The 15760-nt window shown below is 46.2% G+C and carries 16 protein-coding genes; 7 read left to right on the top strand and 9 right to left on the bottom strand.

Going from position 1 to position 15760, the window contains the following annotated elements:
• The first annotated feature begins 629 nt into the window (after positions 1 to 629).
• Genes ACFI6L_RS05030 through trmB form a run of 3 tightly spaced genes read left to right on the top strand, consistent with a single transcriptional unit; the run spans position 630 to position 3072 of the window.
• A complete protein-coding gene (locus ACFI6L_RS05030; protein WP_014951007.1) occupies positions 630 to 1562 on the top strand; it encodes an ABC transporter ATP-binding protein in 933 nt (310 codons plus the stop codon).
• A gap of 26 nt (positions 1563 to 1588) precedes the next feature.
• Positions 1589 to 2404: an ABC transporter permease gene (locus ACFI6L_RS05025; RefSeq protein ID WP_014951006.1), complete on the top strand. Its 816-nt coding sequence runs from the start codon at positions 1589 to 1591 to the stop codon at positions 2402 to 2404.
• On the top strand, positions 2404 to 3072 hold the full coding sequence (gene trmB, locus ACFI6L_RS05020; protein WP_014977596.1) for a tRNA (guanine(46)-N(7))-methyltransferase TrmB: 669 nt from the start codon (positions 2404 to 2406) through the stop codon (positions 3070 to 3072). Before ACFI6L_RS05025 ends, trmB begins: the two co-directional genes overlap by 1 nt.
• Positions 3073 to 3168: 96 nt before the next feature.
• Here trmB and ACFI6L_RS05015 read toward each other — a convergent pair whose 3' ends face one another.
• On the bottom strand, positions 3169 to 3900 hold the full coding sequence (locus ACFI6L_RS05015; RefSeq protein ID WP_014951004.1) for an EAL domain-containing protein: 732 nt from the start codon (positions 3898 to 3900) through the stop codon (positions 3169 to 3171).
• 563 nt (positions 3901 to 4463) lie between these two features.
• On the opposite strand from ACFI6L_RS05015, the gene panP reads away from it, so the two are divergent.
• A complete protein-coding gene (gene panP / locus ACFI6L_RS05010; RefSeq protein WP_014977595.1) occupies positions 4464 to 6098 on the top strand; it encodes a pyridoxal-dependent aspartate 1-decarboxylase PanP in 1635 nt (544 codons plus the stop codon).
• Positions 6099 to 6213: 115 nt separating this feature from the next.
• Here panP and panC read toward each other — a convergent pair whose 3' ends face one another.
• From panC to sfsA, 7 genes are all read right to left on the bottom strand, one after another.
• Positions 6214 to 7065: a pantoate--beta-alanine ligase gene (gene panC, locus ACFI6L_RS05005; RefSeq protein ID WP_462573540.1), complete on the bottom strand. Its 852-nt coding sequence runs from the start codon at positions 7063 to 7065 to the stop codon at positions 6214 to 6216.
• Between the two features lie 11 nt (positions 7066 to 7076).
• The gene (gene panB, locus ACFI6L_RS05000) at positions 7077 to 7871 is read right to left on the bottom strand and encodes a 3-methyl-2-oxobutanoate hydroxymethyltransferase (RefSeq protein ID WP_014977593.1); all 795 of its coding nucleotides are present in this window, start codon (positions 7869 to 7871) and stop codon (positions 7077 to 7079) included.
• A 57-nt stretch (positions 7872 to 7928) separates the two neighbouring features.
• Positions 7929 to 8426, bottom strand: coding sequence for a 2-amino-4-hydroxy-6-hydroxymethyldihydropteridine diphosphokinase (gene folK / locus ACFI6L_RS04995; protein WP_049588998.1), 498 nt, complete (start codon positions 8424 to 8426; stop codon positions 7929 to 7931).
• The gene (pcnB, locus tag ACFI6L_RS04990) at positions 8419 to 9738 is read right to left on the bottom strand and encodes a polynucleotide adenylyltransferase PcnB (RefSeq protein WP_014977591.1); all 1320 of its coding nucleotides are present in this window, start codon (positions 9736 to 9738) and stop codon (positions 8419 to 8421) included. The genes folK and pcnB overlap by 8 nt, the downstream gene beginning before the upstream one ends.
• Positions 9739 to 9836: 98 nt before the next feature.
• Positions 9837 to 10760, bottom strand: a complete 924-nt coding sequence (gene gluQRS / locus ACFI6L_RS04985; protein WP_131138234.1) for a tRNA glutamyl-Q(34) synthetase GluQRS — start codon at positions 10758 to 10760, stop codon at positions 9837 to 9839.
• A gap of 73 nt (positions 10761 to 10833) precedes the next feature.
• The gene (gene dksA / locus ACFI6L_RS04980) at positions 10834 to 11283 is read right to left on the bottom strand and encodes an RNA polymerase-binding protein DksA (protein WP_014950997.1); all 450 of its coding nucleotides are present in this window, start codon (positions 11281 to 11283) and stop codon (positions 10834 to 10836) included.
• Positions 11284 to 11524: 241 nt separating this feature from the next.
• Positions 11525 to 12241 carry a DNA/RNA nuclease SfsA gene (gene sfsA / locus ACFI6L_RS04975; RefSeq protein WP_202285987.1) on the bottom strand — a complete coding sequence of 239 codons (717 nt, stop codon included), beginning with the start codon at positions 12239 to 12241 and terminating at the stop codon, positions 11525 to 11527.
• A gap of 224 nt (positions 12242 to 12465) precedes the next feature.
• Here sfsA and pepB point away from each other — a divergent pair, with 224 nt between their 5' ends.
• Positions 12466 to 13749 carry an aminopeptidase PepB gene (gene pepB, locus ACFI6L_RS04970; RefSeq protein ID WP_061486687.1) on the top strand — a complete coding sequence of 428 codons (1284 nt, stop codon included), beginning with the start codon at positions 12466 to 12468 and terminating at the stop codon, positions 13747 to 13749.
• Between the two features lie 184 nt (positions 13750 to 13933).
• Here pepB and ACFI6L_RS04965 read toward each other — a convergent pair whose 3' ends face one another.
• Positions 13934 to 14116, bottom strand: coding sequence for a hypothetical protein (locus ACFI6L_RS04965; protein ID WP_014950994.1), 183 nt, complete (start codon positions 14114 to 14116; stop codon positions 13934 to 13936).
• A gap of 437 nt (positions 14117 to 14553) precedes the next feature.
• Here ACFI6L_RS04965 and ACFI6L_RS04960 point away from each other — a divergent pair, with 437 nt between their 5' ends.
• Complete coding sequence (locus ACFI6L_RS04960) at positions 14554 to 15156, top strand: YhgN family NAAT transporter (RefSeq protein ID WP_014977587.1); 603 nt, start codon at positions 14554 to 14556, stop codon at positions 15154 to 15156.
• Positions 15157 to 15735 (top strand): YjaG family protein, encoded by a 579-nt coding sequence (locus tag ACFI6L_RS04955; RefSeq protein ID WP_014977586.1) that lies wholly within the window; start codon positions 15157 to 15159, stop codon positions 15733 to 15735.
• The last annotated feature ends 25 nt before the right edge of the window (positions 15736 to 15760 follow it).

Here is a 15760-nt window from a genome sequence, read left to right as displayed (position 1 = left end):
AGGGGCTTATCGTGGACTTTATCTTTGGCGGCAGCCCCACACAACGTCCCGAAGCGCGGATTAATAAAACGCTTGGCGTGCAGCTTCACGTGCTAAATCTACAGGAAAGCTAAATCACCACCACATTTCCACAATTACGCGCTTTTTTTGCCATGAATAACGGGTTTAATAGTATTTGTCCGTCGAGTTTAGTGCACTGCTTTTTTTAAGTGCCAAGCAAGATAGACGGATTGCACTGTAGAAGCCTCTTCAAAGACTAGGAGAGGGGAAACAGTGCCGTGGAAGCGGTAAGGCTGAACTTCTACGTAAAAGTCTTAATTATCTATTCAGACTGGTATTAAGCTACCCTTTGCGCTGCGTACTACCCCAACGGTACGCAGCGCTTTTTTATTGGGGTTGAAAAAAGGCGTTTTCGCTCTCATTTAGAAGACGAAAGCTTAAACTGTTTAAAGCAACCACTAAACGCGAGTGTATTCATTTAATGGCATGAACTAGGTTACACTTCGTTGGTTGTAAGTTGTTAGCGACAGATAACGGCATCTCACTAAAGTTAATTAGGGCGTGCTGACCTTTGGTTTGCATCAAAGGTCAATACGTCTTAGTGATCACACTCTCACTACGGGCAAATCATGAAAGCGTTGGACATTAAAGGGTTAACCAAAACCTACAAAGGTGGCGTACAGGCACTAAAAGGCGTCGACCTTACAGTGCAAGAAGGAGACTTCTTTGCATTACTTGGCCCAAATGGGGCGGGTAAATCTACCACTATTGGTATTATCAGTTCACTTGTAAACCAAACCAATGGCAGTGTGTCGGTGTTTGGTTATGACCTCACAACGCAAAAAGAGCAAGCCAAAGCCTGCATTGGTCTGGTGCCACAAGAGTTCAATTTCAACCAATTTGAAACTGTACTGCAAATTGTATTGAATCAGGCAGGTTACTACGGCGTACCGCGCAGTATTGCGAAAGAGCGTGCTAAAAAATACCTTGCTCAGCTCGACCTGTGGGAAAAACGCGATGCCCGCGCGCGTGAGCTATCGGGTGGTATGAAGCGAAGACTGATGATTGCTCGAGCACTCATGCATGAGCCGAAATTGCTTATTTTAGATGAGCCAACCGCGGGCGTAGATATTGAAATTCGCCGCTCTATGTGGGGTTTCTTAGAAGAGATTAACCGTCAGGGGATCACGATTATCCTCACTACCCACTATCTTGAAGAAGCAGAAATGCTGTGTCGCAATATCGCCATTATTAACAAGGGCACCATTGTCGAGAACACCAGCATGAAAGCTTTATTGTCTAAACTAAGCCTAGAAACCTTTGTGTTGGATATCAAAATTCCAGATGGCATGACGACGACAGATGACCTACTAACGGGCTTTGAACACCGTTTGATTGACGACCATACCCTTGAAGTTGATGTTGAGAAAACGGAAGGATTGAACCCGGTTTTCACCCAGCTAAGTGAAAAGGGTATTCAAGTAATGAGCATGCGCAATAAATCAAATCGCCTTGAAGAGCTATTTGTGCGTTTAGTTGAATCAGCGAAGCAAGCTGGCTAAACCCACAGCAGGTAAAGGTGAAAAACATGAAAACTGAAAGTACACAAATGAACACAGAAGAAAACGTGGGTTGGTTTAAGCAAAACTATGTGGCGCTAACCACTATTTGGATAAAAGAATGCACGCGCTTTTTGCGCATATGGGTACAAACCCTTGTGCCGCCAGCTATTACAATGAGTTTGTACTTCGTGATATTCGGTAGCCTCATCGGCAACCGCATTGGCGAAATGGGCGGCTTTACTTACATGGAGTTTATTGTGCCCGGCCTTATTATGATGTCGGTAATCACAAACTCCTACGCCAACGTGTCCTCTTCATTTTTTAGTGCTAAATTTCAGCGCAATATTGAAGAGCTGTTGGTGTCACCAGTACCCACTTCGGTCATCATTCTTGGGTATGTGGGCGGCGGCGTGGCCCGCGCCATACTGATAGGTATTATCGTTACCTTAGTGTCGTTGTTTTTCGTTGATGTTCAAATACACAATTTGGGCATTATTGCGCTCACGTTGTTACTCACTTCTACCTTGTTTGCGACTGCGGGTTTAATTAATGCGGTATTTGCGAAGACCTTTGATGATATTAGCGTGGTTCCAACGTTTGTATTAACACCGTTAACTTACTTAGGTGGTGTGTTTTATTCACTTACCCTATTGCCTGAGTTCTGGCAGTGGGTGAGTAAGGCGAACCCTGTTGTGTATATGGTTAACGGGTTTCGTTATGGGTTCTTAGGGGTCTCTGACGTAAATGTAACCTTGTCGCTTGCCTTGTTAGTGGGCTTTAATGCACTGCTATTTGGTGTGGCGTACTACCTACTTAAAACGGGTAAAGGTATTCGTAGCTAATGGCCAGCGGTAATTCTAGAGAAATCACAACATCGCAGGTAGGTATTCACGATAAGTTAGACGACTTAGTGAAAAAGTACCAAGCGAGTGAAAATAAGCGACCGATTAGCGACCATACACAAGCCGCGTTTGACGAAGTCAGTGCGTGGCTTGATGGCTTTAGCGGCGAGATCATTTTAGATTCATGCTGCGGCGTTGGCGAAAGTACGGCGAATATTGCAAGAGCAAACCCCGATGCGCGTGTTATCGGTATCGATAAGTCGGCGCTGCGGGTGGATAAACACGAGCATTACAGTGCACAGCAAGATAACTATCGGGTCATTCGTGCCGATGTGAACGACTTTTGGCGCTTAGTAAAGCAGTCTAGTTGGAACGTGACTCAGCACTTTCTGCTGTATCCCAACCCCTATCCTAAAAAGACGCAGGTTCAAAAGCGCTGGCACGGTAGTGCGGCCATGGTGGACCTGATGGCGATCACACCTAATATTGAGGTGCGTAGCAACTGGCTTATTTATCTAATGGAATTTGCGCAAGCGGCTAAACATTACGGCATGGTATCTGATTTATCTGAAGTTACTGGCGATGATCACATGACGCCGTTTGAGCGAAAGTACCGAGGGAGCGGTCAATCGTGCTGGCTGCTTAACTGCCGTAGCGAAGAAAGCTGAGTCTGCTATAGCAGCAAGAAATACTGAAAGCTGATAAAAGTGGGGTGAGATGAAAATCTCGCCCCGTTTGTTATTCAAATTCGTATAATTCGCTTGTTAATGGCGCGCAGTGGCACTTCGCACATTCGCCATGGGCGGACTAAACACATATCCCTGTGCATAACGAATGGGCAGGCGTTTTACGCGTTCTAGATGCGCCTCATCTTCTACGTGCTCGGCAATAGTGCTTACTCCATGGCGTTCACATAGCGACAGCAGATAGTCTACATATTCCCTCACTGCCTCTTGTTCGTCATAGTGTTTAATTAGCCCGCCAGCGAGCTTAATCCCTCGAACCGGCAAGTTCATAAGCGCTCGTATGTTACCTGGGCATGATCCAACGTTGTCGATGAAAACGCCCAGCCCCACATGCATGCTTTTTTCGATAAATGCGGTAAGGCTTTTCGGATTGGATAGGGCAGTAGAAGCACTCACTTCTATACTTACACGCTCCGGCGTGGGATAGCTTGCTAAATGGGTGATGAGGGTATTAGTAAGCTCTACATTGTGAAGGTCATTGGCAGTTATATTGATGTTCCAAGGGATATTAACGTCGTGAAAATAGCTGGCACATTGCACAAACATGCTCGCTGCAAGCGTATTTACGTGTTGTTCGCGCTCTATAAGGTAGAGAAATTCGCTAGGTAAAAAAGTCTTATCACCTCGGGTTATCAAGCGTGCCAGGCACTCGTAGCGCCATACTCCTTGGCTTTGTAAGTCAACAATGGGTTGAAAATAAGGCACGATATCATCGATAGAGAAATCCTCGGAAATTTCACGAATGGGCATAAACAGACCCCCTTGCTTTGAAGCAGTACTTTATCGCAGCGATGAATGCTTGAATGTGAGTTCAATGGCTACTTAGGCTCGCAATTAGAAGATGGAAAACCAATACGAGAGACTCGTGTTGGTACTATTCATAAATTAAATATAGTAGAGACTGATAAAATTTGCGGTACAAAATTCGGGGGAATTCGTTTAAATACGTGTGCAGAGTTAACCGCTTCATAAGTTTTTTGCATGTAATAAAACGTTAATAGTCGCTTAAATGCCGTGCGCTAACCCTTGGCGAGCATTGCAATCTGATGTAAAGTGCGACACCCTGAAAGTATTGTGATAAGTTTTCAGGTTTGGCAACGAATGGACCGCGTCAACGCGCATTAGCCCAGCCGATGTACCGTTAAGGGATATGTTGGATAAATAGCTGCACCAGTCGCAAAGTAATTGTGTCGAATGCTATTTGGCTAAAAGGAAAAGTAAGTGTCAGGCCGGTGTCCTACAAAACCGCCTGTTGATTTCGCCCAATAAATGTAAGCGAAATGTGTGATTGTTTTAAGTATGAGGTGTGTTGAGTGGGTGAAGCGCAAGTTAGTTTAGAGCACCTGTTTAGGGTCTTTACCAAGCCTGAACACAAAGACTCAAAGCTGGCTCAAATCGAGCAGCATTTATCTGACAATATCTTAGATTTTTTGTCGCAGCACGTAGTGACAAAAAAGACGTCGTTAGAAGAAATTGAAAAAGACTTTTCAGACTCCAAGGTGCCTGAGTCACCCGAGTTTGTGTCTACTCATGCTGAAAGCTTGTTAGATAAGCTTGTTGCGCATTCAGTTAATACTTACTCGCCTACCTTTATTGGTCACATGACCTCAGCGTTGCCCTATTTTCACCTGCCGCTTTCTAAGTTAATGGTCGGGCTTAACCAGAACTTGGTTAAAATAGAAACGTCTAAAGCTTTCACGCCGCTAGAACGTCAAGTATTGGGTATGATGCACAACCTTGTGTACGATCAGCCTCAAAGCTTTTACGACAACCATCTACACAGTGCGGCCCATTCTTTGGGGGCATTTTGCTCTGGCGGAACCATTGCCAACATCACTGCCTTATGGGTGGCTCGCAACAAATTACTAGGCCCACAAAAAGGGTTTTCTGGCGTGGCAAAAGCAGGGCTTGCCGCTGCCTATCGTCACTACGACATTAACAATTTAGGCGTGATGTGCAGTAAACGTGGGCACTACTCGCTGTCAAAGGCTGTGGATGTATTGGGGTTAGGTCGCGAACAATTATTAACTGTGCCCGCGCCAAAGCAAACCCTAGACCCAGCAAAAGCCCTTCGCATTGGTAAACGTTATCAAGAGGAAGGCAATAAGCTTCTTGCTATCGTTGGGGTAGGCGGCACCACCGAAACAGGGCACGTAGACCCGCTAGACGAGCTTGCTGACGTAGCCAAAGAATTAGGCTGCTGGTTCCATGTAGACGCAGCCTGGGGCGGCGCTACGCTGTTCTCGGCGCGCTATCGCGACAGACTAAAAGGTATTGAACGCGCAGACTCAGTGACTATTGATGCACATAAGCAAATGTACGTGCCAATGGGCGCAGGAATGGCGCTTTTCAAAGACCCACAAAATGCCAATGCGGTAAGACATCACGCGCAATATATTTTGCGTGCAGGCTCTAAAGACTTAGGTGCTACCACGCTTGAAGGCTCCCGAAACGGTATGGCCATGATGGTGTACTCGGCGCTGCATATATTCGGTCGCAAAGGGTACGAGCTACTTATTGATCGCAGCATTGATAAAGCCAAAGACTTTGCGCAGATGATTGATAAAGCCCAAGACTTTGAATTGACGACCACACCTATTCTATCACTGTTGACCTATCGCGTTTGTCCCGCTGAAGTGCAGGAAAAGCTAAAGCATGTGAATGCTAAAACCCGCAACGCTATTAATGAGAAGGTTGACGCCCTTGTTGTTGCGGTACAAAAGCAGCAGCGTGAAGCAGGTAAGTCTTTTGTGTCTCGTACTCGCCTGGAAGCGCCTGATTACCCTTCCCAGTGTATTACCGTGTTTCGCGTAGTGTTAGCGAATCCGCTTACTAGCCATAACGACTTGGCCGCAATTTTGGCTGAGCAACACTTAATTGCGAAAGAGACACAGGCTTGGAAAGAGCTAATGGATTTCGTTCGCGAAACAGAAACCGTTGCATCTTAACTGCGGACTTTAACAGCTACATATAAAAAACGCCCGATACAGGCTCTGTTTAGGAGTCATGCATCGGGCGTTTTCTTTTGTAGTTCGAGTCTATCCGCGAGGATTGGTATTACGCTTAATCTCGCGTGATTTGCATATTATCAATTAAGCGTGTCTTGCCCATAAACATAGCAACAAGCAGAACTAATTCTTTGTCGCTATCGCTAGCTGGTTCAAAGGTGGCGGCGTTAACTACCTGACAGTAGTCTCTCTTAAAGCCTTTTGCTTCAAGGTTACTGGCCATGGCATTTTCAAGCTCAACAAAGTCGGTGTTACCACTTTCTATGCCCGCTTTTAAGCGCTGCATTTCTGCAAAAATAGCACTCGCCGTCGCTTTTTCAGTGTCCGTCAGGTAGCCATTTCTAGAGCTCATTGCTAGGCCTGACGTCTCGCGTTCAGTAGAAACCCCGTGAACCTTCACTGCCATTGATAAATCGCGAGCTAACGCGCGAATAACTTGTAGCTGCTGGAAGTCTTTTTCACCAAAAAACGCATCGTCGGGCTGTACCATGTTGAAAAGCTTGGTCACCACGGTAGCGACGCCGCGAAAATGGCCAGGGCGACTGGCGCCACAGTGCGAGTCTGAAATACCGGGCACTTCAACGAACGTCTGCGCATCCAGACCTGCCGGATACATTTCCGCTACGCTAGGTAAAAACACCGCGTCAGCACCCACAGAAATAAGCTTAGCTTTATCTTCTTCGATAGTGCGTGGATAGGCGTCTAAATCTTCGTTCGCACCAAATTGCATGGGATTAACAAAAATGCTAACCACCACTTTGTCGTTGTGCGCTTTCGCTTTTTTAACTAGTTTGAGATGACCATCGTGCAGGTTGCCCATAGTGGGTACAAAACCTATGGTTTCACCATTACGTCGCCATGCGTTCACCGTGCTGCGTAATGCTGAAATACTATCAACCACCTTCATAATTTACCTCGTTACTCGAAGCTGTGTTCAGCCGATGGGAACGCACCGCTTTGCACATCTTCAATATATTTTGATACGGCTTTGCGCATATCGCCGGTTTCTACAAGGTAGTTCTTTGAGAACTTCGGCATATAGTTTGCGCTGATGCCAAACATGTCGTGCATCACCAGAATTTGACCGTCGGTATCTTTGCCTGCGCCTATACCGATTACCGGTATGGTTAGGGCTTCGCTAACCGCTTTGCCTAGCGATGAAGGCACGCACTCAAGCACTAATAACTGAATACCGGCTTCTTCCAACGCTTTCGCTTCGCTAAGCAGTTTTTCAGCCTGGCTCGCTTCGCGGCCTTGTACTTTAAAACCACCGAATACGTGCACTGACTGAGGCGTTAAGCCTAAATGGCCACACACAGGGACGCCGCGCAGGTTTAAGCCTTTGATGGTGTCGCACAACCAGCTTCCACCTTCCATCTTAACCATACTTGCACCTGCAGCCATAAGCTTTGCTGCATTGGCGTAGGTTTGCTCAGGAGTGGCGTAAGACATAAACGGCATATCGGCTAATACGAAGGCGCGTTCAGTGCCGCGACGCACACTTTTCGTGTGGTAGGCAATGTCATCGATGGTTACCGGTAGGGTGTCGTCTTCACCTTGAAGGACCATGCCTAAAGAGTCGCCAATAAGAAGGGCGTCAACGCCTTGTTCGTCGAACATTTTGGCGAAGCTGGCGTCGTAAGCGGTTAAAGAGGTGATCTTTTCCCCGGCCTGCTTTTTCTTAAGCAAGCCCGATACAGTTACTTTCTTCATGACATGTCTCAGATTGATATTGTTGGTATCGTGTGGCGAACTATACGGATTTTGCCGCTAATTGGAAGAGCGCAGGCGACGAAGTCCATCCAGCGAGCAGTTAGCGACCCATGCCGAGATGGGTTTGCCATCGTGCATAACCATATTGGGCGCAATTTCAAACAGCGGCACCATAACGAACTCGCGCTCTGCCATGCCGTAATGGGGAATGATTAAGTCTGCGGTGTCGATAGTTTCGCTGCCGTACAACAAAATATCCAAATCCAACGTGCGTGGACCCCAGCGCTCACCTTTGCGCTCACGGCCTTCTTCCAGCTCAATGCGTTGCAGCTGCTTCAATAAGCCGTGGGGCTTTAACGAGGTCTCAATTAAGCACACCGCGTTAATATAGTCAGGTTGGTCTTGCGGCCCCATCGGTTTACTAGAATAAAGTGAAGAGGTTTTAAGTACGCGGGTGTCTTCGATTTGACCTATCGCATCAAACGCGCGCTGGGCTTTTCCCCGGCTATCGCCGAGGTTGCTACCTACACCAATGTAAACGTGCTCTTTATGCATCAGGACCTCGCTTCGCTGGTTTACGCTTGCGCTTACGCGGGGCACCTTTTGCGCCGCCTTCGCTTTTGCGAAGGGCGTTAAGCATGCCTTTCTGCTTACCGTTGTCAGCGTGCTGGAAGTGCGTCCACCACTGAGCTAGCTCTAATAGATCGCCTCCTTCAATTTGGCCGCGGGCAAGTAAAAAGTCATAGCCTGCTCTAAATTTAGGGTGCGTGAGCAATTGGAAAGCGCGACGGCCAAAGCGCTTAGGTAGGCGTTGCTGTAAAATCCAGATGTCCCGAACCACGGTAGAGAAGCGTTTAGGGATCATAATACGTTGTGTTTGACGTGCGATAACCTCGCCTGACGCAATATTAAATGCATCGTGAGCATTTAAGCCAGACTCACTTTGTAAGCGTTGTGACTCTTCTTCAACCGGATACCAGAGTAGTGCGGCGTAAAGGAACGCTGGCGTAACTCGCTGGTCGCTATTAATACGCTCGTCGGTATTGGCAAGTACGCGACGTACAAACTGCATTTCACGGCTGTTTTCATCTTTCAAAAACGGCGTTAGCTGAGGGAACAAAGGCTCGATTAAGCCGTATTCGTGCAGCATTAAGAAGGTTTCTTCTCCCTTACCCGATAAAAACAGTTTAAGGGTTTCTTCAAACAAGCGCGCTGGTGGAATGTTCTGTAAAAGGTTGGCCAGAGATTTTATCGGTGCAGCGGTTTTTGCTTCAATGCGCATGCCAAGCTTAACGGCAAAGCGCACCGCACGTAGCATGCGTACCGGATCTTCACGGTAGCGTGTTTCCGGGTCGCCAATAAGCTCAACTTCTCGCTTTTCTATAGCGGCTAGGCCATTCGCGAAGTCTTTTACCGTAAAGTCTGCCACGCTGTAATACATGGCGTTAAAGGTAAAGTCACGGCGTTCAGCATCTTCTTCAATGGTGCCAAATACGTTATCGCGTACTAATTGACCGTGAGCGTCGCGCTTTGCAACCGCTTTGCCTTTAGGAAGGTTTTCGTCTTCGTCTGACTCTTGGTGATGCCCGCGGAACGTGGCTACTTCAATGATTTCGCGGCCAAATACAATATGGGCTAAGCGAAAGCGCCTGCCTATAAGGCGGCAATTTCTGAACAAGCCTTTAATCTGTTCAGGTGTGGCGTTCGTCACCACATCGAAATCTTTTGGTTCGTGACCCATCAAAATGTCGCGTACACAGCCTCCTACCAAATAGGATTCGAAGCCAGCTCCATTAAGGCGATACATTACTTTCAATGCATTTGCGCTTACGTCTTCGCGAGATATACCGTGTTCTCCACGGGTCATAGTCCTTGGCTTTAAAGCGTTAGGAGACGAACTCTCTTTTGAAAAAGCGCGCTTAACAGATTTAAAAACACGATGAATGATGATGGTATCTCCGCAGACTATAAAGGTTCGCTATAATAAGTGGATTCATGCTGTGGAACAATAATTTCGGGTGTTTTCACTACTTTTTTCCTATTCCACATTGAAATAGCCGTCTTAAGCGCCGAATCAATATCACCAAATTCTGACGCATTTGGAAAGGAAAAGCCTAAAAAGTGCATCACACGCACGAGATTATCTAAAGCTGTTTCGTTTTTAACTGGCGCTGCACGGTTTTGTTTACTTAGTTTTCTGCCTGGTGCCACGGCAGCGACCGGCACGTGACCGTATTCAGGAGTAGAATAGCCCAGCGTGTGATATACGGCGCGCTGTAAAGGCGTGACATCAATTAAATCACACCCTCTAATGACATGGTTAACTTGCTGAAATACGTCATCTAAAATCACGACAAGGTTATACGAAAATAAGCCATCTCGACGTTTCAGTACTACGTCTTCGGCTATTAAATCAGAGCTTGAATTAGAGGGCATAACTTTGCCCATAAGCACGTCATCAAAGGCTTCAAGTTGAGTATCTACTTTTAAACGAACTGCACAGTCCTGTGTGTTGGAGTGTACTGGCTCAGTCCGACAGTGGCCGTTATAAACACCGCCCATGGCTTTAATTTGCTTACGTGTGCAGGTACAAAAATAGGCTTTTTGTTGTGTAAGTAAGTCATCGAGAACCGCTTGATAACGGGCATGTTGTTGGCTTTGATAGATGACGTCGCCGTCCCAATACAGGCCGTGGGCTTCTAGGGTAGTGAGTATGTCTTTATCTACACCTTTAATACAGCGCGGCTCGTCTATATCTTCCATACGTAGCAGCCATTTTCCGTTATGGCTTTTGGCATCTAGGTAGCTGGCAACAGCGGTAACTAACGAACCGAAGTGAAGTTGGCCGGATGGAGAGGGAGCAAAGCGCCCTACATAGTGGTTATGCATAATAAAGGCTTAACAAAAAGCCCCATCTTTTCGGGATGAGGCTTTCTATATCAACGTAATCGAGGCTAGTAACTTAACCTTGAAGTTGTTTTTCTTTAATTTCAGCCATGGTCTTACAGTCGATACATAAATCTGCTGTAGGACGAGCTTCTAAGCGACGAATACCAATTTCGATACCACACTGGTCACAGAAGCCGAAATCGTCTTCTTCAATTCGCTTAAGCGTTTTTTCAATTTTCTTTATTAGCTTACGCTCACGGTCACGTGTACGTAACTCAAGGCTGAACTCTTCTTCTTGAGCTGCACGGTCTACAGGATCAGGGAAGTTTGCTGCTTCATCCTTCATGTGCGTTACTGTACGGTCAACTTCTTCACGAAGTTGGTTGCGCCATGCTTTAAGCAATAGACGGAAGTGCTCCATTTGGGGCTCGCCCATGTACTCTTCGTCAGCTTTTGGCTCGTACGGCTGTAAACCTGCCAGCGCTAATAGTCCTAGGGATTTTGTTTCTTTTCCTGTTGGCATCTGCCACATCTCCTACACTACGACATCCATCTTGTCCTGATTGGACCGATATCTATATCAGACTCGACAACTTCAGGCAATCAATCGTGTCTATGTAATTATTATGCTGGTGTATTGCTTTCATAAATTAGCCAGGTGTTTTTTCATTTAGCCCGCTGGCTACCAGCAAACGCATTAGTGCGTTCTCCCACTAAAACAAGGCGCAAATATGAAGGCGAAATGAAAAAAATCAACCTATTTTTTATAAAATCAAAGGGAGTGTTTGATTTAATAGGATTTTTTGTTCGTCTATTATACAGCTTGCCGCCAAAACCGTTACGCCAGCGTTTGCGGCAATCTTTACGCTTTCTGCATAAGTTGGATCAATATGCTCGGCCACTTGTACACTTTCGATGGCGGTGTGTTGTACGCAGAATAATAGATTGGTTTTTATACCACTGTCAGATAAACGCGCAAGTTCTAAACAGTGCTTCGCGCCGCGTTGAGTGACTGCGTCGGGGAAGAACCCTTTGTTTTCATCCGCTAAGGTGACGGATTTAACTTCCATATACTCAGTAACACTCTGATGTTCAACATTTTTTCGGGTTAATGCAAAGTCGAACCGGCTATTGGCGGTTGGCGGTGTTACTTCTGCTTTCCAATCTGTGATGTCTGAAAATTCGCTTAGCACCTTGTTATCTAGCGCTTCCGCCACCAGTTTATTAGCATTGTGCGTATTAATGCCGATGAAGTGACCATCAAATGTTTGGGCTAGCTCCCATGTATACTTGAGTTTTCGATTTGGGTTGGTGGATTCACTTAAAAAGACAGTGTATCCAGGAACAGCACAGCCAGTCATAGCGCCAGTATTTGGGCAATGTGCAGTTACAATAGTGCCGTCGTCTAACTCAACATCGGCAAGAAATCGCTTGTACCTTTTTATAAGGGTGCCGCGTAATAAGGAAGGTGAAAACTTCATGTGTCGCCTTTTTTAGAATGTAGGTGAAAACACGTTAGTGTGATTCGCTAATTGATATGTGTGCTTTTGAACGAGCACGTATAGCGTATGCGCTTAGCGAACAAAGCGTATGTGGTTAGCGAACAACAAGCGCAGTAAACAAGGCGCCAAAGAGTAACAAACATTTGTGCAAGCGCAAAAAGCGCTTTGCAATAATATAACGATGTAATAAGGAATAAAACGCGATGGCAGAATTTACCGTTAGCCTTTCTAGAAACAGTGCTGAAGCAGTGTGGGGCGAGAGTGCTAAGCTTTCTTTCACTGAATCAGGTGCAGTTATTCACCTGCCTGACGACAAGCTTAATGAGCGTTTAATTCAGCAAGCGGCAAGAAAGCTAGATGGCTTAAGCCTGCCAGCAGTTACGCTAAGCGGCGATTGGCACAAAGAGCAGCAGTGGGCTTTTGCACTTAGCTTCACGCGTGCGCGCAAACCAGCGTTAATAAAATGGGCCGAAACGGCTGACAAAGAAGCGCTAGAGCAAGAATATGCGGCGTTACTATTTACCCGTCAGCTGGTAAACGAAACACCTGAAGATCTAAGCCCTGAAACCTTAGCAACCCGAGCAGCACAGTGGCTTAAGTCACTGGGTGGTGACAAGGTAACCTACTCAATGACGGTAGGTGAAGATCTTAAAGAGCAGGGCTGGATTGGCATTTATAATGTGGGCCGCGGTAGTGAACGTCCGCCTGCAATGCTGGTACTTGATTACAACCCAACAGGTAATACGGATGCGCCAGTTGATGCCGTGCTAGTTGGAAAAGGCATCACCTTCGACAGCGGTGGCTACAGCATTAAATCAAGCGAAGGCATGTTAGATATGAAATGTGACATGGGCGGCGCAGCGACGGTAACAGGGGCATTAGGGCTATCTATTTCTCAAGGCAGTGAAAAGCGTATTCAGCTTATTTTGTGCTGTGCAGAAAACCTTATTAGCGGTCACGCTTATAAGTTAGGTGATGTGCTTACCTATAAAAATGGGGTAACCGTTGAAGTGGTTAATACCGATGCTGAAGGACGTTTAGTGTTGGCTGATGGCCTTATGGCGGCAACAGAGACGGGCGCACCGCTAATTATTGATGCAGCAACACTAACCGGTGCTGCTGTGGTTGCACTGGGTTCTGACTACCATGGCGTATTCTCGTTAGATGATAATGCCCGCGAACAAATGCTTAAAGCAGCAAAGGCAGAAAACGAACGTTTTTGGCCGCTACCACTTGAAGATTTCCACGCAGAGCGCTGTCCATCGGCGTTCGCAGATACAGCAAACAGTCGCCCAATGAAAGGTGGCGGTGGTGGCGGTGCATCAAACGCTGCGGGCTTCTTATCACGCTTTGTTAAGCCAGAAGGCTGGGTACATTTGGATTTAGCCGCTGCTTACCATGGCGGGGCAACATCTGAAATGCCGGTAGGGGCAACAGCGAAAGGTATTCGCTCAATTGCGAGAATGCTGAAAGACTTCAGTGCATAAATAAAATAGCGTTCGACGCCTCCAATGGCTGTCGAACGCTACTCTACTCTATTTTTAAACGTCGCACGTTGTGCCACGTGGATGAGTAGAGGCAAAGCGAATAGCGTTACTTGAAATAACATCGCTTCGCGCAAAAGATAAAAAGGGCGTGACTTTGTAAAAAATAACGCCCTTTTTCTGTAAATTAGATCCCGCCTAAACGCTCGGCTAGCGTTTTATAGCGTTCAACGTCGCCACTGTCGAAAAGTGGGTTACCGTCGGTGTCTTTATCTTTCGAAACCAAAAGGCTTTCACGCTCAAGGCGCTCTACGCGCACTTCTTGTACGCCAAGAAAAGCAGCCACTTCTTTAACAGTCATCAAACTCATTGCAATATTTCCTATTTTTGGTTGTTCTTATTGAGGATTAACAGGTTCCAACGCCGAACAATGCGCAGAACAAAACGTTAAACAAAATGATGTTACCCACTATTACATCAAAAGCTCTGGAGATAAGACATTATCCAAAAGGTGTAGAAAAAGCCAATTGGGCTGTTTGAATTCTGACCGTGAATAAGGCGAAAACACCACTTAGAAATGACAAACACTTCTCCCTACGCTTTAGTAAAGCGCACTTTCGTTATTTTTCGAGTATTTTTTGCAGGCTCTAGATAAATGAAAAACAATCATGCCTTAAAAGGTGTTTTTAACTAAGTCAGCTTGGTTTACCATTGCGCGCCTAAAACGACCATCTGTAAGAACTTTGAGTTATACTCAATGGTTTACGCGCAAACGGGCTTAGCCTCACAACCGGAGACAGTAAAAAAATGGATACTTGGTCTGCTGCCATCATGCTCTTTTTGATCATGGATCCCTTAGGTAACCTCCCTGTGTTCATGTCGGTACTCAAATCGATAGAACCAAAGCGTCGTCAAGTCATCCTAATTCGAGAATTATTATTCGCTCTTGGCATCCTGTTTCTCTTTTTGTTCAGTGGCCAATCGGTTCTCAACTTTCTGAACGTGGAACAAGAGACAGTAAGTATCGCTGGGGGAATTATTCTGTTCCTTATTGCGCTTAAAATGATTTTTCCATCATCTGGCAACCCCAGTGGATTAGCTGTAGGTGAAGAACCTTTTCTAGTACCTCTAGCTATTCCTATGATAGCGGGCCCTTCAACGCTGGCTGCGCTTATTCTTCTTGCCAACCAAGCGCCAGACAGAATGGCTGACTGGTCGATTGCGCTTGCGGCTTCATGGTCGATAAGCGCAGTGATCTTACTATTTTCAAATGTGTTCCATAAAATTCTGGGGGAGCGCGGTCTAGTTGCGATGGAGCGATTAATGGGTATGATCCTAGTTATGATTGCTATCCAAATGTTGCTGGATGGCGTTACCCAATATTTCATGCATGCCACTGGAGCCCTTTAAATGGCAAAGCAAAAACTTAATACCTTTGGGCGCGTTCGCGCCTTGGAAGGCTGGAAAGCCGTTGCATTCGGTGCTGCATTACTTGAGCGTATGCTACCCAACTACACGCTTTTCTGTGAATTAACGGAAAGTGGTGATGCAAGCGCATTGCGCAACTGTTTGAATTTGGTGTGGGAAACGTTGAAATCACCCAAGAGCAAATTCAACATTGCGGTACAGCTTGAGAAAGTTGAAGTGGCTACACCTGATACCAGTGAGCATGACAACTATGGCGTTTATCCAGCAATTGATGCAGCTATTGGTCTAGCTGGTTTGCTAAATTTGATGGCAGGCGACGATCCGCAAGGCGCAGTGGTCATCAGCAAGTTATCGCAAGGCAGCGTAGAAGCCTATTTGCTAGAAAGCGAAGAAGCCGATGACGAGACTGTAAAAGGGCACCCGCTGATGGAGTTTGAAGTTGAGGTACAAAACGAATTGCTTGATTATGTAGAGCAAGCCAAATACCCAGCGAAAGCGGCAGATGAAATGAAAGCACTTGCCTTGGAAGCTGGAATCTCCAATATTGGTCTTGAGCTTTAATGACAACGCAACTTGATCTTGCTTA

This window comes from Alteromonas sp. G4i35 (assembly GCF_054960375.1).
This window is presented reverse-complemented; position numbering and strand designations above follow the sequence as displayed.